Origin of the sequence: Cryobacterium sp. TMT1-66-1, from assembly GCF_004403435.1 — a bacterium.
GTDB classification, from domain to species: domain Bacteria; phylum Actinomycetota; class Actinomycetes; order Actinomycetales; family Microbacteriaceae; genus Cryobacterium; species Cryobacterium flavum.
Map to the genome: position 1 here is coordinate 215807 of NZ_SOGP01000016.1, position 20747 is coordinate 236553.

Annotated in this window: 20 protein-coding genes; 4 read left to right on the forward strand and 16 right to left on the reverse strand. The window is 66.4% G+C overall.

Annotated elements, in window-relative coordinates; all coding sequences use genetic code 11:
* Positions 1–27: 27 nt before the first annotated feature.
* Positions 28–1305 (forward strand): oligosaccharide flippase family protein, encoded by a 1278-nt coding sequence (locus E3T29_RS12095; protein ID WP_166792402.1) that lies wholly within the window; start codon positions 28–30, stop codon positions 1303–1305.
* Here E3T29_RS12095 and E3T29_RS12100 read toward each other — a convergent pair.
* From E3T29_RS12100 to paaA, 16 genes are all read right to left on the reverse strand, one after another.
* The gene (locus E3T29_RS12100; RefSeq protein ID WP_134345635.1) at positions 1302–2264 is read right to left on the reverse strand and encodes a glycosyltransferase family 2 protein; all 963 of its coding nucleotides are present in this window, start codon (positions 2262–2264) and stop codon (positions 1302–1304) included. The genes E3T29_RS12095 and E3T29_RS12100 overlap by 4 nt on opposite strands.
* 69 nt (positions 2265–2333) lie before the next feature.
* Positions 2334–3290 (reverse strand): prolyl aminopeptidase, encoded by a 957-nt coding sequence (gene pip / locus E3T29_RS12105; protein ID WP_134345636.1) that lies wholly within the window; start codon positions 3288–3290, stop codon positions 2334–2336.
* A 31-nt stretch (positions 3291–3321) separates the two neighbouring features.
* Positions 3322–4014: a response regulator transcription factor gene (locus E3T29_RS12110; RefSeq protein WP_241987788.1), complete on the reverse strand. Its 693-nt coding sequence runs from the start codon at positions 4012–4014 to the stop codon at positions 3322–3324.
* A complete protein-coding gene (locus E3T29_RS12115; protein ID WP_134345637.1) occupies positions 4011–5252 on the reverse strand; it encodes a sensor histidine kinase in 1242 nt (413 codons plus the stop codon). Before E3T29_RS12115 ends, E3T29_RS12110 begins: the two co-directional genes overlap by 4 nt.
* A gap of 16 nt (positions 5253–5268) precedes the next feature.
* Complete coding sequence (locus E3T29_RS12120) at positions 5269–6117, reverse strand: ABC transporter permease subunit (protein ID WP_134345638.1); 849 nt, start codon at positions 6115–6117, stop codon at positions 5269–5271.
* Positions 6114–7052: an ABC transporter ATP-binding protein gene (locus tag E3T29_RS12125; protein ID WP_134345639.1), complete on the reverse strand. Its 939-nt coding sequence runs from the start codon at positions 7050–7052 to the stop codon at positions 6114–6116. Before E3T29_RS12125 ends, E3T29_RS12120 begins: the two co-directional genes overlap by 4 nt.
* Before the next feature lie 149 nt (positions 7053–7201).
* Positions 7202–9310, reverse strand: a complete 2109-nt coding sequence (locus E3T29_RS12130) for an acyl-CoA dehydrogenase (RefSeq protein WP_134345640.1) — start codon at positions 9308–9310, stop codon at positions 7202–7204.
* Positions 9311–9587: 277 nt separating this feature from the next.
* Positions 9588–11672: a DNA helicase RecQ gene (recQ, locus tag E3T29_RS12135; protein WP_370449164.1), complete on the reverse strand. Its 2085-nt coding sequence runs from the start codon at positions 11670–11672 to the stop codon at positions 9588–9590.
* 73 nt (positions 11673–11745) lie between these two features.
* Entirely contained in the window at positions 11746–12387 is a 642-nt protein-coding gene (locus E3T29_RS12140) for a copper resistance CopC family protein (RefSeq protein ID WP_134345641.1), read from the reverse strand.
* Between the two features lie 99 nt (positions 12388–12486).
* Positions 12487–13113: a hypothetical protein gene (locus E3T29_RS12145; RefSeq protein ID WP_134345643.1), complete on the reverse strand. Its 627-nt coding sequence runs from the start codon at positions 13111–13113 to the stop codon at positions 12487–12489.
* Between the two features lie 170 nt (positions 13114–13283).
* Positions 13284–14057, reverse strand: coding sequence for an enoyl-CoA hydratase/isomerase family protein (locus tag E3T29_RS12150; RefSeq protein WP_134345670.1), 774 nt, complete (start codon positions 14055–14057; stop codon positions 13284–13286).
* Between the two features lie 27 nt (positions 14058–14084).
* Complete coding sequence (paaE, locus tag E3T29_RS12155; protein WP_134345645.1) at positions 14085–15236, reverse strand: 1,2-phenylacetyl-CoA epoxidase subunit PaaE; 1152 nt, start codon at positions 15234–15236, stop codon at positions 14085–14087.
* Positions 15236–15757 carry a 1,2-phenylacetyl-CoA epoxidase subunit PaaD gene (paaD, locus tag E3T29_RS12160; protein ID WP_233197191.1) on the reverse strand — a complete coding sequence of 174 codons (522 nt, stop codon included), beginning with the start codon at positions 15755–15757 and terminating at the stop codon, positions 15236–15238. Before paaD ends, paaE begins: the two co-directional genes overlap by 1 nt.
* Positions 15758–15774: 17 nt before the next feature.
* Entirely contained in the window at positions 15775–16617 is an 843-nt protein-coding gene (paaC, locus tag E3T29_RS12165; protein WP_134345671.1) for a 1,2-phenylacetyl-CoA epoxidase subunit PaaC, read from the reverse strand.
* A 5-nt stretch (positions 16618–16622) separates the two neighbouring features.
* The gene (paaB, locus tag E3T29_RS12170; RefSeq protein ID WP_092106867.1) at positions 16623–16928 is read right to left on the reverse strand and encodes a 1,2-phenylacetyl-CoA epoxidase subunit PaaB; all 306 of its coding nucleotides are present in this window, start codon (positions 16926–16928) and stop codon (positions 16623–16625) included.
* On the reverse strand, positions 16925–17914 hold the full coding sequence (gene paaA, locus E3T29_RS12175) for a 1,2-phenylacetyl-CoA epoxidase subunit PaaA (protein ID WP_174774960.1): 990 nt from the start codon (positions 17912–17914) through the stop codon (positions 16925–16927). The genes paaB and paaA overlap by 4 nt, the downstream gene beginning before the upstream one ends.
* 199 nt (positions 17915–18113) lie before the next feature.
* Between paaA and E3T29_RS12180 the strand changes: the two genes are divergently transcribed.
* The 3 genes from E3T29_RS12180 to E3T29_RS12190 are packed head-to-tail and all read left to right on the forward strand — an operon-like array spanning position 18114 to position 20535.
* Entirely contained in the window at positions 18114–18557 is a 444-nt protein-coding gene (locus E3T29_RS12180; protein WP_092341980.1) for a hotdog fold thioesterase, read from the forward strand.
* A 17-nt stretch (positions 18558–18574) separates the two neighbouring features.
* Positions 18575–19894: a phenylacetate--CoA ligase PaaK gene (gene paaK, locus E3T29_RS12185; RefSeq protein ID WP_134345647.1), complete on the forward strand. Its 1320-nt coding sequence runs from the start codon at positions 18575–18577 to the stop codon at positions 19892–19894.
* Positions 19895–19935: 41 nt separating this feature from the next.
* The gene (locus tag E3T29_RS12190; RefSeq protein WP_134345648.1) at positions 19936–20535 is read left to right on the forward strand and encodes a TetR/AcrR family transcriptional regulator; all 600 of its coding nucleotides are present in this window, start codon (positions 19936–19938) and stop codon (positions 20533–20535) included.
* Positions 20536–20747: the final 212 nt, after the last annotated feature.

Here is a 20747-nt window from a genome sequence, read left to right on the forward strand (position 1 = left end):
GCAGCCCCGAATTCGGTCTCGCGCAACATGACGATTGCGCTGATCGGAAACGCTTTCCCCCCGCTCGTCGCGCTGTTCTCCGGACCGATCCTGGCCCAGGCCCTCGGGGTCGACGGTCGTGGCGCCGTGGCCGCCGCGACCGCACCGCTGGCTCTCGTGGTCACCGTCGCCACCTTCGGTGTTCCCGAAGCCGTGACCTGGGCGATCGCCCGCAACCCCACCCTGGCCCGCAACGCGTCGAACCGGGGCATGCTCATTCTCGTCGTCGCCGGGCTGCTCGCCATGGGTGCGGTCGCTCTGTCGGCGACTTGGCTGAGCGGCGGCGACCCCACGGTGCAGCAACTCATTCTGGTGGCCTGCCTGGCCATCGTGCCCAACCTGCTGGTCGGCGTGTTCCGGGGGGTGGCATCCGCTACCCAAAGTTGGCGGCTGGTGGCGCTGGAACGCATCATCACGTCGTCGCTGCGGCTCGCCGTGCTGATTCCGTTCTGGATCACCGGCACCCTCACACCGCTGGTGGCGACGATCGCCGTGGCTGCAATGCCGGTGACCGGCCTGTTCGTCTACATCGGGCGCATGCGCAGCCTCGATCCGCGCGCGTTCGACGTGCCGCGGGAAGCGCGCACGGCCGGCCTGCTCAGCTACGGCCTGCGCATCTGGGTCGGATCGCTCTCGGGCATTCTGCTCTCGAGGCTCGACCAGGTGCTCATGACGCCGTTCGCCGGCACCTACCAGCTCGGCCTCTACGTGGTCGCGGTAAGCGTGAGCGAACTGCCGCTGATCATCAACCAGGCGGTGCGCGACGTCACCTTCGTAACGGATGCCGCCGATTCGGTCGACGCGCGCCTCGCCTCCTCGGCGCGCATTTCCACCATGCTGTGCGCCGGCGCAGCCCTGTTCCTCGGCGTGAGTATGCTGTGGTGGCTGCCGTTTCTGTTCGGGGAAGATTTTCGGCCCGCGCTTCCGGTGGCCGGCGTGCTGCTCGCCGCAGTGGTGCTCGGCACGCCGGGGTCGATCGGCGGTTCCGGATTGAGCGCGCGAGGACGCCCGGGACTCCGTAGCATGTCGTTGCTGATCGCCTGCCTCGTGAACATTGGGATGCTGATCGTGCTGGCACCGATGCTCGGCGCGATGGGGGCCGCGCTGGCGACCCTGGCCGGCAACCTGATCTCGAGCAACCTGAACCTCGCGTTCATGTACCGCAAATTCGGGATCAACCCGCTGCAGTTCTACGGCGTGCGGCGTACCGACTTCGTGACCCTGCTCGAGTACGCGAAACGGTTCACTCGGCGACGCAAGCGCTAGCCTGTTCGGGTCGTTCCGGCCGGGATCGTCACGGTCGTAGCTTCGGGGGTCAGCCGGTAGGCGAAGCCGTCGCGCAGCCCGCGGGTCGCGGCCAGAAGCGGCCGCAGCGACGTCAGCAACTGGCGCCGGCCCCCGCGGGAGATGACTTCCCAGGCGGCAACGACGCTGTGCCGCCGCCAGCGCCGGCGGTCTTCGCCTTCGAGATTGCGGGCCGCATAGACCAGGCGGTTGCGCACGTTGTAGTAATAGTAGGAGTACGACTTGGCTTGGCCGGCACTGTGCTGGCCGGTGCCCTGGGTGCCGCCCTGCGCGTGGGTCGCCTCAGCCTCAGCGCAGACCGCGACCGCTCCCCCGGCCTGCAGCACCCGGTGCGAGAGCTCGACGTCTTCCCAGTACAAAAAGTAGTCGTCACTGAACCCACCGACCCGGCGCCAGAGTTCGTCGCTGATCAGCAGGCAGGCTCCGCTCAGCCATGGTGTGGTGCGTGCGCCCAGGAATTCCCCGCGCTTGCGGGTCGCGCGCACGCGTCCGTCGTCGAGGTACAGGTCGCTGCCGTCGAACCACACTGAGCCGTCCGGCCGCAGGATGCGCGGCGAGACCAGGGTGAGCGGATGCTTGCAGACCACCTCGAGCAGGCGGGCGACCTGGTCGGCGGCGATGGCGGCATCCGGATTCAACAGGAGAAAATGTGTGCGCCCGTTCTGCTGTGCCCGTGCAACGCCGACGTTCATGCCGCCGCCGAAACCGAGGTTGGTCGGCGACAACAGGTACTGCCAGCCCTCCCGCTCGGCGAGCTCCGCCACCTTGGCCTGCTCGGCCGTGTCGGTGAAATTGTCGACGACCACGACCGCGAGGCCCGGTGCCGAGCGGGACAGCGGTTGCAGGTTCTCTTCGAGCAGCGCGCACGACCCGAAGTTCACCACCACGACGGCGAGGGAGGCGAAGATCGAGTCGGTCATGCGGTCAGTATTGCAGATCCGAGGGGACTGCCTGACAAATTCTCAGGACGCTGCGCTGTTCTCAGACATTTACGCTGCGAAGCGGTCCGTCGCCTCGATGATGGCGTCGAGAATTCCGGGCTGGTCAAAGGCGTGACCGGCGTCGGGAATCAGGCGGAAGTCGGCCTCCGGCCAGTTCTTGTGCAGGTCCCACGCGGTGAAGGCTGGAGTACACATGTCGTAGCGGCCCTGCACGATGACGCCGGGGATATCGGCGAGGCGGGAAGCATTGTCAATGAGCTGGTTCGGCGTGAACCAGCCCTTGTTGGCGAAGAAATGGTTCTCGATGCGGGCGAAGGCCACCGCGAACGCCGGGTCCGAGAAGTGCGCGATCTTGTCGGGCTCCTGCAGCAGGGTGATCGTCGACGATTCCCAGGTGGCCCAGGCGACGCCGGCACGTTCGCGCACGAACTGGTCGGGGTCGTGCAGCATCCGGCCGTACGCCTCGATCAGGTGACCGCGTTCATTCTCGGGAACGGGCGCGAGGAAGGATTCCCACAGGTCGGGGTAGATGGCCGCGGCGCCGCCCTCATAAAACCAGTCGAGTTCGACCGGGCGCAGGGTGAAGATGCCGCGCACGACGAGTTCGGTGACCTTCTCGGGGTAGGTCTCGGCGTAGGCGAGGGCGAGGGTGCTGCCCCAGGATCCGCCGCAGACCAGCCAACGGTCAATTCCGAGGTACTCGCGCAATCTCTCCAGATCGGCCACGAGGGTCCAGGTGGTATTGACGCTGAGGTCAACGTCGGGCTCGCTCGCGTGCGGCGTGCTCAGGCCGCAGCCGCGCTGGTCGAACAGGATGATGCGGTACTTCGCCGGGTCGAACACGCGACGTTGGTCAGGTCCGGACGCGCCGCCAGGCCCGCCGTGCAGGTAGACCGCCGGCTTGCCGTCTGGATTGCCAGAGGCTTCCCAGTAGATGGTCTGGTTGTCGCCGACATCGAGCATGCCGGTTTCGTAGGGTTCAAGCTCGGGGTAAAAAGTACGCATGCGTCGAGCCTATGCCACGCGCCTGCCGAGTTCAGCGGCCGACCAGGCCCTGTTCGTAGGCCAGAATGACGGCCTGCACCCGGTCACGCAGGCCGAGTTTGTGCAGGATTCGGCCGACGTGGGTCTTCACGGTCGACTCGGAGAGAAAGAACCGCTCGCCCAGTTCGGGGTTGGAGAGCCCCTCGGCGATGGCGAGGAAGACCTCGGCCTCCCGCTCGGTGAGGGCCGCGAGGGCCTGGGCGGCGCATCCGTTTTCGGCGTCGACGAGTGGCAGCTGGGTGCCGAAGAGGTCAAGCAGCCTCCGCGTCACGCGTGGTGAAACGGATGCCTCCCCCGAGACGACCGTGCGGATGGCGGTGATCAGTTCCCCCGGCTCGGCGTTCTTGAGCAGGAAGCCGCTCGCGCCAGCGCGCAACCCACCAAAGGCGTACTCGTCGAGGTCGAAGGTGGTGAGGATGATGATGCGGATGTCGGGCTGAGCCACCATGATCTGCCGGGTGGCCTCGATACCGTCGAGCCCGGGCATGCGCACGTCCATCAGGATGACCTGCGGGCGCAGCGTTTCCGCGAGCGCGATCGCCTGGGCGCCGTCGGTCGCTTCGGCGATGACGCTGAAGTCGTCTTCGGCCTCGAGCACCATGCGAAAGCCCACACGGAGCAGCGCCTGGTCGTCGACGAGCATGATTCGAATCATGTCGGCGGGCTGCGCCTCGGGAGCTGTCATGTCTCATCCTCAAACGTCATCGAGGCGTGCACACGCCAGCCGTCGTGGAGGCCTGCTCCCGCTTCGAAGGTTCCGTCGTAGATGGCGACGCGTTCCTGCATGCCGATCAGTCCGCGGCCGAATCCACGCGGGCTCGGCTGGCTGCGATGCCGACCGTTGTCACTGACCGTGACCTCGGCGGCGCCAGGCACAGAGCCCAGCCGCACGACGACCCGCGTCGGCGTATCGGCGTATCGCAGCACGTTGGTGAGCGACTCCTGCACCAATCTGAAAATGGTCAGCTGCACACTGGGATTGGCGGGCTCGCGGCCACTGCGCTCCAATACGACCGGCAACCCCGTCGACCGAAAGGATTCGACGAGGTCGGCGAGTTGGTCGATCCCCGGCTGCGGGGCCCGGGGCGCTGGGTCGGTACCGACATCGAGCACCCCGAGGAGGCGGCGCATCTCCGTCATCGACCGGCGACCGGTGGCAGCGACGTCGAGCATGGCCGCGCGGGAACGCTCGAGGTCCTTGGGCGCGATCGCGTGGGCACCGTCGGCGAGCGCGACCATGACCGAGAGACTGTGGGCAACCACATCGTGCATTTCACCGGCGATGCGGGTGCGCTCGGAGATGCGCGAGAGCTGCGCCTGCTGGTCGCGTTCGCGGGTCAGCTGCGCGGCCAGGTCGAGCAGTGCGGTCACGTAGCGTTTGCTGTTGCCCATATTGACGCCGACCAGGGTGGCGGCGAGCATCATGATAGCGATCTGGATGGCCACCGGAATCCAGGCGATCTCGTCGAGGTCTTCCGTGAGCCACGCGGCCAGACTCGCCAGCCCCACGGCTGCGCCGAACCCGATCCACGCGCTGCGAATGTCGGAATATACCGCGACCGCGTAGAGCGCGAGCAGCTGGGCGATGAGGTGCACCTCGCCATAGTCAGCGAAAGTGAGCAGGCCGATCCAGGTGAGGGCCAGGACGAGCCGTGGCATCCGCCGCCGAAAGAACAGTGCGACTGCCAGAACGAGCATGATGGCAGCATTGAGGAGGACATCGCCGACCGGTGCGGGGTCGTTGTCGAACAGGTTGAGCACCAGAACGAGCACCATGGGCACGACATAGATCAAGACGATGAGCGCATCGGCCAGGTGCGGATGCCGGCTCCAGAACCGCCGCACCACTCCGGGCGGAGTGGGCAGACGCACATCTCCCCCCGGCGCGAGGGCGCGCCCGGGGGGAGACGTGGTGGTACTCATTCTTCGATGGTACGGGTTAGGCGTCGCGGCGCTTGAGCAGCAGCGCAGCCGTACCGAGGCTGACGGCGACCCAGGCGATGACAACCAGGAATGCCTGCCAGGATTCCATCGTGTTCGGATAGACCATTTCCGAGCCTGCCACTGTGAACAGGAACGGCACAATGTCGTTGACCCACTCGACGAGCATGGAGAACAGCGCCACCACCGTGGGCAGGAGCAGCAGGATTCCCAGCACCGTGGCGATACCACCGGCACTGCTGCGCACGATCGTGCCGATTCCGACAGCGAACACCGCGATCAGCGCGAGGAAGAGCACGTTACCGAGCAGCGGCAGCAGCACGTCGACGTCGAACAGGCTCGCGGTGATGTTCTCGACGCTCAGTCTGGGAACGGCCGCCAGGAAGGCCCCCACAACGCTGACCAGGCCGATCAGGAAGGTGAAAACGAACAACACGATGACCTTGGCCCAGAGGGCCGGCAGGCGGTTGGGAACCGCTGTGAGGGTGGACTTGATCATGCCGCTCGAATACTCACCGCTGATCGAGAGAACGCCGAGAACGGCGACGATGAGTTGGCCGAGCGCCAAGCCGGAGGTGGAGGCGATCACGAAGATTTGAGCGCTCTCCATCGGCATGGGGGCGCCGGTGGCCGGGTCGAGTCCGGCCGTGGCTGACAGCGCAAACGACATCAGCACTCCGAAGCCGAGCGCGGCCACGATGACGAGGGAGTAGGTCCAGTAGGTGGAGCGCAGGCTCCACAGCTTGATCGTTTCGGAGCGGAGCAGGCCGGTGAAGCTGAGCCCGGAGCCGGTCGGCACGAACGAGGCACGCGAAGTGGATGGCTGGGTGGGGGTTACGGTGCTCATCGAGCCGCCTCCGTTTCAGTGTGGGAGGAGGAGTCGCCTGTGCGATACTCCACTTCGTTCTGGGTGAGTTTCATGTACGCGTCCTCGAGCGAGGCGCTCACCGCCGAGAGTTCGTGCAGGGAGATATGGGCGGCGGCGGCGCGGTCGCCGATCTCGTTCACAGAAAGTCCCGTGATCTCGAGCACGTCCTGTTCAACGTTGGTGATGGTCACATTCTCCTGAGCCAGCAGGGTGGCCAGCGCCGCGGTGTGCGGAGTGCGCACGCGAACGGATTCGCCCGCTGCTGAGGCGATGATGTCGGCGACCGAGGCATCCGCTATCACCCGGCCACGACCGAGAACGATGATGTGGTCGGCGGTGAGGGCCATCTCGCTCATGAGGTGGGAGGAGAGCAGCACGGTGCGGCCCTCGGCGGCGAGCTGCTTGGTGAGCTTGCGCACCCACTGCACGCCCTCTGGGTCGAGGCCGTTGACCGGCTCGTCGAGGATGAGCGTGGCCGGGTCGCCGAGCAGCGCTGCGGCGATGCCGAGGCGCTGGCCCATGCCGAGCGAGAATCCGCCCACACGCTTGCGGGCGACGGACTCGAGACCGGTGAGGTTGATGACCTCGTGCACCCTGCTGGTCGGGATGTTGTGGGTGGCGGCCATGGCGCGCAGGTGGTTGTAGGCGCTGCGACCGGTGTGCACGGCCTTGGCGTCGAGCAGCACGCCAACTTCACGAAGCGGCGCCTTGTGCTCGTGGTACGGTTTGCCGTTGACGATGACCGAACCGAGGCTGGGTCGGTCAAGGCCCACGATCATGCGCATGGTGGTGGACTTGCCCGCGCCGTTCGGCCCGAGAAAACCGGTGACCTTGCCGGGCTGCACCGTGAAGTCGACCGAGTCGACCGCGGTCTTGCTTCCGTAGTGCTTGGTCAGGGACTGTGCCTGGATCACGACTGCCTCATTCCGTTAGTGGGTGAGGCCCCGTTTTCGTGCAATGAAGCCCCCATACCAAACGGTATGGTTTACCCCCACTGTGGCGCATCAACCGTGGGGATGGTTGTGCGCCACCCCCGTCGTACCTGAGTACGACGGGGGGACGACTACTTCCTGACCGGCTTCTCGGGTGTAGGCGCTGTTCCGTCGGCGCGCTGGTTGGCGTAGTAATCTCGGGCTTCGACCTGACGTTCACGTTCGATGCCGCTCGCGATCGTGGCCCGCAGGTGATCTTGCGAGTAACCGAACGCGTCCACGAGGTCGAGCGCGTGCGGGCGGATGCGTGCGATCAGGCGGTCGATGTAGGCCGTGACGGCCTGGGCCCGCTGGGCGGAGAGACGGCCATGGATGAGGTACCAGGCCAGGTTCTTCTCCACCAGGCCGAGACCGAACAGGTCGCGCAGCCAGGTGAGCACCTGCTTGGTGCCTTCGTCTGTAGTTGACTCGAGCGCGCGGGTGAACGACTCCCACTGCAGCAGCTCGCCGTGGGCACGGGCCGCCTCGATGAGCTCGTTCTGGTGCGCGTTGAACAGGGCGGCGGCCTGTTTTTTGGGCAGCTTGGTGGCGGCGCGCAGTTTGCCCGCGACCTCGCCGATCATGCTCTCGACCCGGTCGGTGAGCAGCTCGCGCTGCACGTCGGCATCACGCAGTGCACCGACAGAGCGGGCCGTTGACCCACGGTCGAACACAGTCTGGCCCAGGGTGCGGAGGCCCGTGCCGTGGTAGGCGCGACCAGCCGCGTGCTGCACGACGTAGCGGGCCAGGGCACCGGCATCCGCTGTGGCGAATTTGCGACTGTAATCGGTGAGCAGACGCTTGGCGACGAGCTGCAGCAGCACGTTGTTGTCGCCCTCGAAGGTTGCGAAGATGTCGAGGTCGGCGCGCAGGCCGACGAGGCGGTTCTCGGCCATGAAGCCGGCACCGCCGCAGGCCTCGCGGGCTTCCTGCAGGGTGTCGAGCGCGTGCCAGGTTGAGAGCGGCTTGAGCGCGGCGGCGAGGGTTTCCAGGTCTTGGCGGTCGTCGTCGGTGTCGGCCTTGCCGCTGAACACGTCGTCGAACTTCACCAGGAATTCATCGTGAGCGAAAGTCTGCGCGTAGGTCGTGGCGAGTCGCGGAAACAGGCGGCGCTGGTGCCGCTGGTAGTCGAGGATGACCTCCTCGTCGGTGTCGCTGCCGGCGGTGAACTGGCGGCGCTGACTCCCGTAGGTGATCGCGATGGTCAGCGCCAGAGCGGATGCCGCGGTGGCGGCGCCGTCGAGCGACACTCGACCCTGCACGAGCGTGCCGAGCATGGTGAAGAAACGGCGGCCGGGACTGCTGATCGGGCTCGAGTAGGTGCCGTCCTCGGCGACATCACCGTAGCGGTTGAGCAGGTTTCCCCGCGGAATGCGCACGTTATCGAAGTGCAGCCGGCCGTTGTCGATGCCGTTGAGGCCACCCTTGAGGCCGTCGTCTTCGCCGCCGACGCCGGGGAGGAAGTCGCCGTTCTCATCGCGAATGGGCAGGTAGAAGGCGTGCACGCCATGGTTGACGCCCTGGGTGATGAGCTGCGCGAACAGCACGGCGGCGATGCCATCTTTCGCGGCGTTGCCGAGGTAATCCTTCCAGGCGGCGCGAAACGGGGTGTTGATGACGAATTCGTTGGTTGCCTCGTCGAAAGTTGCGGTGGTCGCGATGCTCGCGACGTCGGAACCGTGGCCGATCTCGGTCATGGCGAACGCGCCGGGCACGGAGAGGTCCATGATGCCGGGCAGGTACTTGTCGTGGTGCGGCTTGGTGCCGAGGTGCAGCACGGCCGCGCCGAACAGGCCCCACTGCACGCCGCCCTTGATCTGCAGGCTCGGGTCAGCGATGACGAGCTCTTCGAAGCCGGCGATGTTTCCGCCGTGGTCGTCCTGCCCGCCGAGGTGCTTGGGGAACGCTCGCAGCACGTGACCATTGGCGGCGAGAACCTTGAGCTGCTCGAGTACGCGCAGGCGGTGGTCCGCCATGGAGAGTCCTTCTATGCGCTGCATATCGGGGCGCGCGGTGACTTCACGGGCCGCGAGGCGCACGTCGGCCCAGGTGCCGAGCAGCTGGCGTCCGAGCTGTTCGACATTGACCGAGGGCCCTGTTGGGTCGCCGATGGACTTGATGGGGCCGGTGTCGACGCTGACATCGCGGCTGGGGTCGATCGTCGTCGATCGGGTGCTGGAGCGCTGGGCTGTGTCAACCATGGGTGGTCCTAACTGTTCGCGCGAAGTGGTGGTCGCAACGCTAGGGCCGCGTGGGTGCAGTCGCGAAATGCGCGGTACGGGGGCGACAACGATATATGCCGCGCGCCGCATCCGTTTTGTAGGTTCACTACAACTCAGGGCCGTTTGAACCAGCGTTCCCCCACAAGACCTCGGCCCACTGACGCCCCTTCACGGCTGGAGTCGCCGCCGACCCATGAGTATTAAGGCGTTTGCCCGTCTTTTTGGGGTCGAAACTCACGCGTCGGCGAGGCGGGGATCAGGCGGAGGCGGCGACGACCTCGAGCAGGGCTTCGCCGTAGGCCTCGAGCTTCTTGGCCCCGATGCCGGTGATGCCGTCGAGCGCGGCGAGGGACGTAGGGCCGGCCGCGGCCACGGCGATAAGGGTCGCGTCGCCGAAGACGATGTATGCAGGCACGCCCTGCTCCTTCGACTCCGCCGAGCGCCAGGCCCGCAGAGCCTCGAACAGGCTCTCCTGCGCGGTACTGAGGTCGGCGGCAGCAACCTTTGCCGCGCTCGGCCGGCGGGCGGCACTCGAGCGCGCCGGCCGGTCTGGTTCGCGGCGCAACTGCACCGTGCGGCCTCCGCCGAGAACCTGGGCCGCGGCATCCGTCAGTATGAGCGTGCCGTATTCGCCGGACGTGGCGAGCAGGCCCTGGGCCAGCATCTGGCGCACGACGCCGCGCCAGGCCTGGTCGCTGAGGTCGGCTCCCAGTCCCCAGGTGCTCAGTTCGGTGTGCCGGTACTGGGTGGCGCGCGGGGTTTCCTTGCCGCGGAGAATGTCGATGAGGTGGCCGGCGCCGAACTTCTGGTTGCGTTCGCGGTGCAGCCGCACGATGGTGGAGAGCAGCTTTTGGGCCGGGATCGTGCCGTCCCAGGCCTCGGGTGGCTCTAGGCACGTGTCACAGTTGCCGCAGGGTTCGCTGGTCTGGCCGAAATAGCGCAGCAGGTTGACCCGGCGACAGTGCACCGTCTCGCACAGGGCGAGCATGGCGTCGAGGTGGGCGGACAACTTTCGCCGATGGCCTAGGTCGCCCGGCGACTCGTCGATCATGCGGCGCTGCTGCACCACGTCTTGCAGGCCGTAGGCGAGCCAGGCGGTGGCCGGGGCACCGTCGCGGCCAGCCCGACCGGTCTCCTGATAGTAACCCTCGACCGATTTGGGCAGGTCGATATGGGCGACGAAGCGCACGTCGGGCTTGTCAATTCCCATGCCGAAGGCGATGGTCGCGACAATGACAACGCCCTCCTCGCGCAGGAACCGGGACTGGGTTCGGGCGCGCAGTCCCGCGTCGAGGCCGGCGTGGTACGGCAGAGCGTTGACCCCGTTCTGACGCAAAAACTCGGCGGTCGCATCGACGGTCTTGCGGCTGAGCGCGTAGACGATCCCGGCGTCGCCCGGATGCTCGGTTTTCAGGAAAGAGAGCAGCTGCTTGCGCACCTCAGCTTTGCCGACGATGCGGTACTGAATATTGGGCCGGTCGAAGCTCGCCACGAAATGTTTGGCGTCGCCCATCTGCAGGCGGGTGGTGATCTCCTGGTGGGTGGCATCCGTTGCGGTGGCGGTGAGCGCGATGCGCGGCACGTCGGGCCAGCGGTCGGCCAGCTCGCCCAGGGCCAGGTAGTCCGGACGAAAGTCATGACCCCACTGCGACACACAGTGGGCTTCGTCGATGGCGAACAGGGCGATGGTTCCACGCTCGAGCAGCCGCTTGGTGCCCTCATTGGAGAGCCGCTCGGGGGCGACGTAGAGCAGGTCGAGGTCGCCGTTCAGGTAGTCGCGCTCCACCTGGCCGCGGGTCTGCGAGTCCTGACTGGAGTTGAGGAACTCAGCGCGCACGCCCACAGCGGTGAGCGCATCCACTTGGTCTTGCATGAGGGCAATCAGCGGCGACACGACGATGCCGGTGCCTGGCCGAACCAGCGCTGGAATCTGGTAGCACAGGCTCTTGCCGCCGCCGGTGGGCATGAGCACGACGGCGTCTTTGCCGTCGACGACCTGAGCGATGATCTCGGCCTGATCACCACGGAACGAGTCATAGCCGAACACGGTGTGCAGGGCCTCGGCGGCGGTGGCGAACTTGCGGGTTGCGGCGTGAATCGGTGCGGTGGCGCGAGCGGCCGGCTGGTTGGCCCTGCGCTGGGCGCCCTGGGTCGAAGCGGATGCGCCGCCCGAGTACGCAGGCTGCCGCTCGCCGAACTGGCGGTCAGCTTCGGGCGGCGGCGCATCGAAGTCGTCGGGGGCGTCGAAGTCACTCGGTGCGTCGAAGTCGTCGGGTGCGTCAAAGACGCGAGGTGGTTCGACGTCGTCAGGGTTCCAGGGCAGCTCAGCATTCCAACTCACCTGCCCAACTTTACCCGGGCCCCCTGACACGTTCCCCCGCGCGCCTCTCCCCCTCCGAGTTGGGTGGGGGCGGTTAGGGGCGGAACTTGCGGCGCAGGAGCAGCAGGGTCGCGGCGGCGGCCAGGAGCACAGCCGCCAGGGTTCCGCCGATCCAGACGAACGTCGAGACCGAGCTTTCGGAGCCGGAACTGGTCGCGCCGAGGTCTGCGGGCGGCGATGTGGCGGAATCCGGTGTGGCGGCATCCGCTGTCGTGCCGCAGGTTGGAGCCGTGGCGACCCCGTCGGCGAGTACCTGATCGGCGGCGGGCTGCCAGTCGAAGGTGAACTCATCGGAGATGGGGTGGCCGTCGATGGAAACCGTCTGCCAAATCACCGTGTACTGCCCGGCAGCGCCGAGCTGCGCGGCGGTCTCGACTGTGGCGCCAGAGACTATGGCGCACCCGTCGCCATAGAAAAGCGGCGCGTCGGCCGGGCCGGTTACGACCATGGCGCTTCCCGTTCCGGTTCCGCCGAAATCCAGGAGCAGATCGCTCGTGGTGACGGAGAATTCACCGGGCTGCTCGGTCACGACTGAGCCGGCCTCGGGTGAGGAACCAATCTCGTCGTTGTGGGCCGACGCCGGGGCCGCGCCCCAGCCGAGAGCCAGAGCAATAACGGCGGCCGCGAAGAGAGCGCGAGCGGCCGCGGCGGTGGATTTGGGGGTGGTGAACGTCATGATTGTCCTTAAACGTGGGTGCCCGGCGCTACTCGAATGGTGCAGGGCGAAGCCTCTGCTACTCGTTCGGTGCGATGGGCGAACTGGTCGGGTTGCGGTTCAGGCTGCGAGCGCGAAAACCGGCGGCCCACGATGCCGCATGGCCGACAGCACCAGAACCAGATCCCGCGGCGCGAATACCGGCGCATCGTGACGAATGCGCTGCGGGGCCGCGATCGGCACCACCAGGTGGGCCGGAACGAACAGCGTGCGGATGCCCAGACGCACGTTCTCGACCAGGCCCCAGAACGCGCGTTCCGCGTACCGCAGGGCCAGAATCGTCACGATCGCGGCACCGCAGTGAGCGCCCCACATGGCCGTGGAATCGTGGGCCATGGGCGTGGTCGAGCCGAGAACCATCGGGTCGATCAGCCCGGGCAGCGCCGCGTGCTGGTGGGTGCCCGATGCGGCAACCGCCTCGGCCCCGAGCGCGCCACCCGGCGCTCCGAGCGAGAATAGTCCGTGAAAGATGACCTGGCTGATCAAAACGGATGCTGCGCCTCGCCAGAAGGACAGGGTGCGGCCCGAGAGAGCGACGCAGACCATGCCGGCAAAGGCGAGCGACACGACGACGGCCAGAAGGCCGGGCGCTGAGCCACCACCCAACGTGTGCGAGAGGGCAGCGACAAAGGTCGAGAACACGGCGACGATCCAGCCGCGCGCGAAGCGGGCCCAGCGTGTGTGCATTACGGCCCCTCTCCGGTCTCCTCCAGAGTAGCCGGTCGACCTGGATGTGTTTTATCAACGGCACGGCGATGCATTCCACAGTCCCACAGTGGTGGCTTATTCAGGAAATTCGGGTGCCAGACCCAATTCGACCGCACTATTTCGGGGACCGCGAGCGGGTCGGGGACACGTCAGGCGCGACCGGTGAAAACGGGCTTGCGCTTCTCCTGGAAGGAGGCGAAACCCTCGCGGTAGTCGCCGGTAGCGCACAGCGCGGCCTGGGCTGCGGTCTCGGCGCTCATGCTCTGCCACAGCCCGAGGCGTTCGTCACGCAACGACTGCACGAGCGCTTTGCTCGCGAGAAAAGCCTGGGTGGCACCGGATGCCGCGCGCGTCGCCGCCTGCACCGTCGCCTCGGTCAGTTCCGCGGCCGCAAAAACCTGGCTGAACAGCCCCCCGGCGACAGCCTCGGCCCCGGACATGAGGCGGCCGCTGTAGATCAGGTCGAGGGTTCGGTGCGCACCGAGACGTTCCACGAACAGGGCGTGTCCGCCGGAGTCGAGCGTGGCGCCGAGGTTCGCGAACGGCGAGCCGATCTTGGCGGTATCGGCGACGTAGACAACGTCGGTGGCGATGAGCAGGCCGAGCCCCACGCCGAGGCAGGCGCCGTGCGCCGCCGCGAAGGTGGGAGCCGGAAACCGGCTCATGCGCTCAAGCAGCGGGGTGACGAGGTCGCCGAGATACCCGAGCACGTCATCGGTGCGCGGATCGACCGCCGAAATATCGCGGCCGGCGCAGAACGCCCGGCCCTCGCCACTCAGCGCCAGCGCACGCACGCCGACCCGCTCGGCTTCCTGGTAGGCCGCGTCGAGTTCGACGATCGCGGCCTCATCGAGGGCGTTGAGTTTGTCGGGCGCGTTCAGCACCACGTGGGCGACATCGTTGTCAATCGAGAGCTCAATCACGTACATCCGCTTTCTGAGGGGTTGAAGCTAGACGTCGTAGTCGACGACGACGGTGTCGGTGGTCGGGTGCGACTGGCAGGTCAGCACGTAACCGCGAGCGAGCTCTTCGGGTTCGAGCGCGTAGTTCTCGGTCATCGTGACATCGCCGCTGACCAGCTTGGCCCGGCAGGTTCCGCAGACGCCGCCGGCGCAAGCGAACGGAACATCGGGGCGTACCCGCAGGGCAGCGTTCAGGATGCTCTCGTTCGCGTTGACCGGAGTGGTCACCGTGTTGCTCTGGCCGTCGAGGGTGAATTCGATCTGGAAGGTCTTGTCGCCCTGGCCGATGATGACGGGCCGGCCGCGGTCGCCGCTCGCGGCCGAGGGCTCACCGGTGGTGAACAGCTCGAACCGCACGTGCGACCGCTCTACTCCGGTGCTCTCGAGGGTGTCACGGCAGAGCTGCACGAGTTCGAACGGACCGCACAGGAACCACTCATCGACCGTCGCCGGACGCAGAATGGTGTCGAGCATGCGCCGAAACTTCTCTTCGTCGATGCGGCCGGAGAGCAGCGACGACGACCGCTGCTCACGCGACAGCACGTGGTACAGCGCGAGACGGGCCGGGTAGCGGTCCTTGAGCTCGGCCAGTTCGTCGAGGAACATCACGTCGAGGGCGGTGCGGTTGGTATAGACGAGGGTGAACGTCGACGTCTCGGACGCGGCGAGCACGGTGTGCGCGAGCGCCATGAGCGGGGTGATACCCGAGCCGGCAGCTACGCCAACCACGTGCTTGTGATCAAGGTTGTGCAGGGTTGAGGTGAAGCTGCCCTGCGGGCTCATCACCTCGATCTCGTCGCCGGGGTGCAGTTCGCTGTTGGCCCAGGTGGAGAAAGCACCGCCGAGGTCGCGCTTGATGGCGACGCTGATCTGGCCCCCGTGGCTCGCCGCGGGCCGGCAGATCGAGTAGCTGCGACGCAGTTCCTGGCCTTCGATCGTGGCGCGCAGGGCGAGGTGCTGGCCGGGCAGGTAGTCGAACGCGCCCTGCAGTTTGGGCGGAACGGTGAAGGTGACCTCGACGCTGTCGGCGGTGAGCGGGCGTACTTCGGCCACCGTCAGGGTATGGAAGCGTGCGCGGTGCTTGACCGGCGCCAGGGTCGTGGCGCCCTGGTTGGTGGATTCGAGACGTGTTGCAGCCATTAGAGCACCTTGAAGTAGTCGAACGGCTCGAGGCAGTCTCGGCATTCGTAGAGGGACTTGCAGGAGGTGGAACCGAAGTGCGCGAGCTCGCGGGTGTTGAGCGAGGAGCAGCGCGGGCATTTCACAGCCATTTTCAGACTGATCGGGCCGGCCGGCCCTGAACCGCGCACGGTCGCATGCCCGGTGGGGGCGGCGATACCGTATTCGCGCAGTTTGGCCTTGCCGATCTCGCTCATCCAGTCGGTGGTCCACGCCGGGCTCAGCACGAGCCGCACCGACACGTTCTGGTAGCCGGCGGCGGTGAGTACCCCGAGAACGTCGTCGCGCATGGCGTCCATGGCGGGGCATCCGCTATAGGTCGGCGTCAACGTGACGGCGACGGCATCGCTGGTCACGTTCACGGAGCGCAGCACACCGAGATCTTCGATCGTGAGCACCGGAATCTCGGGGTCGACGACCTGGGCGGCGATCGTCCAGGCCGCGAGGGATGCCGCGTCGGCGGGGCGCGGACGGGCGACGATCTCGTGCACCTGCGTGGTCACCAGGACGCTCCGGGGTGGGCGCGAGTGAGCACCTGCATTTCGGCGAGCAGAAAGGCGAGGTGTTCGGAGTGGTTGCCCGTGCGGCCGCCGCCGGAAGCAACGAAACCGCGCGGAATTTCGAGTTCGGCCTCGGCGAGCACCGGCGCGATGGCCGCGTCGAACGCCGGGCGCAGGCTCGACGGGCGCACCGCGATGCCTTCGAGGCGGTCGATGAGCGGGTCGTCGCGAAAAATCTCCTCGACGTAGGGCCACAGGTCACTTAGCGCGGTGGTCATACGGCGACGCGACTCGTCGGTACCCTGCGCGAGACGCAGCACCCACTGGGTCGAGTGGTCACGGTGGTAGTCGACCTCCTTCACCGCTTTGGCGGCGATCGCGGCGAGGGTCGCATCAGCGGATGCCCGCAGCCGGCTGTACAACTCGAACAGGTAGTGGGACACAATGAACTGGCGCGCGATGGTGTGCGCGAAGTCGCCGTTGGGCTGTTCGACAATGTGCAGCGAGCGAAAATCTGGCTCGGTGCGCCAGTAGGCGAGGTCGTCTTCGCTGCGGTCCGTGGCGGTTCCGGCATAGTGCAGCAGCGACCGGGCGTGGCCGATCAGGTCGAGGGCCACGTTGCCGAGGGCGACGTCTTCTTCAAGCTCGGGGGCACGGGAGATCCAGGCGCCGAGCTGCTGGGCCAGAACGAGCGAGTCGTCCCCGAGCCAGAGCGCGTATTCGGCGATGTCGGCCGTCGCCTGAGACGGGCCCTCGATGAGCTCGGCGTCGAGCGTGGTGACGTCGACCGCGACGTGGCCGTGGGTATCTTCGTGGTCGTTGGCGGGGGCATCCGCTTTAATTTCGCTCACAGGTGCTTCACTCCCTCACTCTTGGAGTAGTAGCTCGCGTGGCGGTAGTTCTTGCCAGCGGGCGATTCGAAGAAGGCGCCCTTGGCGTCGGGGTCACTCGTGGTGATGGCGGCGGCGGGAACGACCCAGACCGAGACGCCCTCACTGCGGCGGGTGTACAGGTCGCGGGCATTGCGCACGGCGAGGGTCTCGTCTGGGGCGTGCAGGGACCCGACGTGCACGTGGCTCAGGCCACGGTTGGAACGCACGAAGACCTCCCAGAGGGGCCAGATTTCTGCTGCGGAATCGCCGGGAGTGGTCATTTGGCTGCCATTTCTTCGGTTCGTGCGGACTGTTTGTGGGCATAAGCGGCCGCGGCTTCGCGCACCCAGGCACCCTCGTCGTGGGCGTCACGGCGACGCTGCAAGCGCTGGGCATTGTTGGGACCGCGACCGGCGAGCACCTCGTGGAACTCGGTCCAGTCAATCTCGCCGAGGTCCCACTGCTGGGTTTCTTCGTTGAAGTGCAGGTCGGGGTCGGGCAGGGTGACGCCGAGCACCGCTGCCTGCGGAACGAGCATATTCACGAAACGCTGGCGCAGCTCGTCGTTGGAGTGGCGCTTGATCTTCCAGGCCATCGACTGCGCCGAGTTGGGCGAGTCGTCGTCGGGCGGTCCGAACATCATGAGTGCGGGCCAGTACCAGCGGTTGACCGAGTCCTGCGCCATCTGGCGCTGCTCCTCGGTGCCCTGCATGAGCTCGAGCAGAATCTCGAAACCCTGGCGCTGGTGAAAGGATTCTTCCTTGCAGATGCGCACCATCGCGCGGCCGTACGGGCCGTAGGAGGCGCGGCAGAGCGGCACCTGGTTGCAGATGGCTGCGCCGTCGACGAGCCAGCCGATCGAGCCCATGTCGGCCCAGCTCGGGGTCGGGTAGTTGAAGATGCTCGAGTAGCGAGCCTTGCCGGCGATGAGGGCATCCGTCATGTCGTCGCGGGTAGCGCCCAGGGTTTGCGCGGCGGAATAGAGGTAGAGGCCGTGACCGGCTTCGTCCTGCACCTTGGCCATGAGGATGGCCTTGCGCTTGAGGCTCGGGGCGCGCGTGATCCAGTTCGACTCGGGCTGCATACCGATGATCTCGGAGTGCGCGTGCTGCGAGATCTGGCGTACGAGCGACTTGCGGTAGCCCTCGGGCATCCAGTCGCGCGGCTCAATGCGCGAATCGGCTTCGATCAGATCGTTGAACTGCTGTTCTTCGACGCTGATAGCGACGGGTGCGCTCGTATCGGGCGTGATGGTGCTTGTCATCATCGGCTCCTGGTCTGCGTTGACTGCGGTGGTCGTGGTCGGATCGTAATCGTGCACAAGCTGGCGACGCTAAGGTGATGCACGTCGGGAATTTTACGCACGAATCGGCAATCTATTACCAACCGATCGTTCAGTTAGTATATAGTCACATTATCGGTCGGGCAACCCCCGACCTGCACGGCAACTCAACGAGGAGAACCGAATGACGGAAGCACTGCCCGTAGGTAGTGAGGCCATGATGCAGCGCGACCGGGCATCCGCTTCTCTCGGCATGATCGTGCACCGCAATGAGCCGGGTCATTCCGTCGTCTCGATGGTCGTACGCGACGACATGCTCAACGGTTTCGATGTGACCCACGGCGGTTTCGTGTTCGCCCTCGCCGACACGGCCTTCGCCATCGCCTGCAACGATTCGCACCACGTCACGCTTGCCGCTGGCGCCGACATCACGTTTCTGAAGCCGACTACGAGCGGCCAGAATCTCACCGCGACCGCGCTGCTGCGCGTGAAGAGCGGTCGGAGCGGCATCTACGACGTGCGCGTGGCTGTCAACGGAGACGCGATCGGCGACGACGTCACCGTGGCCGAATTTCGCGGCCGCAGCCGCACCACCAACCTGCCCGTCCCTGCCCGCAACCACCTCTAACCCTTCCGGAAGGCATCATGTCAACGCTGACCAAGACCCGTCTGCACGCACCGGCTCTCGCAGAACTCGACGCGGCCGAGCGCCTGGACCGCGACGAGATTCGCGCGCTGCAGCTCACCCGCCTGCAGCGCACCGTGCGGCACGCCTACGCGAACGTACCTCTGTATACGCGCAAATTTGATGCTGTCGGCGTGCACCCCGACGACGTTCGTACCCTCGAAGACGTGGCGTTGCTGCCGTTCACGACCAAGGAAGACCTGCGCGTCTCGTATCCGTTCGGCATGTTCGCGGTGCCGATGGACCAGGTTGCGCGCATTCACACGTCGTCGGGTACCACCGGGTTGCCCACGGTGGTCGGCTACACCAAGAACGACCTCGCCATGTGGTCTGGTCTGGTGGCCCGCAGCCTGCGCGCATCCGGAGTGCGGCCCGGCATGAAGGTGCACAACGCCTATGGCTACGGGCTGTTCACCGGCGGACTCGGCGCCCACGCCGGCATTGAAGCACTCGGTGCCTGTGCCATCCCCATGTCGGGTGGCCAGACCAACAAACAGGTGCAGATGATCACCGACTTCGAGCCCGACGTGATTTTGTCAACGCCGAGTTACCTGCTGACGATCACCGATGCCATGGTCGCAGCCGGCCTCGACCCCCGGCGCTCGAGCCTCAAGGCCGGGGTGCTCGGTGCGGAGCCGTGGACCAACCAGATGCGTCTCGAGCTCGAGGACCGTCTCGATTTTGACGCACTCGACATCTATGGCCTCAGCGAGGTCATGGGGCCGGGCGTCGGCAACGAATGCATCGAGTCGAAGGATGGCCCGCACCTCTGGGAAGACCACTTTCTGCCGGAGATCATCAACGGCGACACCGGCGTTGCGCTCCCGGACGGCGAAACCGGTGAGCTCGTCTTCACGTCGCTCACCAAGGAGGCCTTTCCGGTCATCCGCTACCGCACCCGCGACCTGACCCGCCTGCTTCCCGGCACCGCTCGGCCCGGCATGCGCCGCATGGAGAAAATCACCGGCCGCAACGACGACATGATCATTCTGCGCGGGGTCAACCTGTTCCCGACCCAGATCGAAGAGATCGTGCTCGGCATCGAGCACCTCTCCCCGCATTTTGTGCTCGAGCTGACCCGGCCGTCGCGCATGGACGAGCTCACCGTGCGCATCGAGCGGCACGAGCACGCCGACGATGCCGCCTCGGCTGTTGCTCGCGCCCTGCTGATCGCCCTCATCAAGGACAGGATCGGCTCGAGCGTCAACGTGCTCATCGTCGAACCGGGCACCCTGGAGCGCAGCACCGGAAAGCACAAGCGCGTCTACGACCTGCGCTAATCGGTCGTAGCCGGCACGCCTGCGTGAGAGACTCAAGACCTATGTCTGAAGTACACACCCCCAAACGCGGGCGCCCCGGCTACGACCAACGCGCCATCCTGGCGATCGCCGTCACCGCATTCAATGAATTCGGCTACGACGCCACCTCAATGGGGGTGCTCGCAACCCGCTTGTCCCTCTCGAAGGCGGCCATCTACCACCACTTCTCCTCCAAAGATGAAGTTCTGCAGCTCGCCCTCGACGAGGCCCTCAACGGTCTCGAGGGCGTTCTGCGCGAGTCCGGCGCCGTGACCGGCAGCGCCATCGACCGCCTGGCCTACGTGCTCCGCGGCGCCGTGCTCGTGCTCGCCGATCGGCTGCCCTACGTGACGCTGCTCCTGCGGGTGCGCGGCAACACCGAGGTCGAGCGCGATGCGCTGACCCGCCGCCGCGCTTTTGACCGTGCCGTCTCAACGCTCGTCGTCGAGGCCCGCGACGAGGGCTCGCTGCGCAGCGACATCGACCCGCGAGTCGTCACGCGTCTGCTCTTCGGCATGGTCAACTCCATTGCCGAGTGGTACCGCGCGGAAGGCCCCGAGGATGCCGCGCACCTCGCCGACGACGTGCTCGCCGTGGCCCTGGACGGCCTCCGCCGCCGCTAGCTGTTGAATATCGAGAGGCCATGCACACTGTGCGTGGCCTCTCGTCTTGCCAAACGCAAAAAGGCCCCGCGTGGGTGGCCTGTTGACGCAGGAAAGCCATCCCCGGAGGGATGGCTTTTCTGGTGTTTCTAAGTTAAGTCCGGCGGTGTCCTACTCTCCCACAGGGTCCCCCCTGCAGTACCATCGGCGCTGAGAGTCTTAGCTTCCGGGTT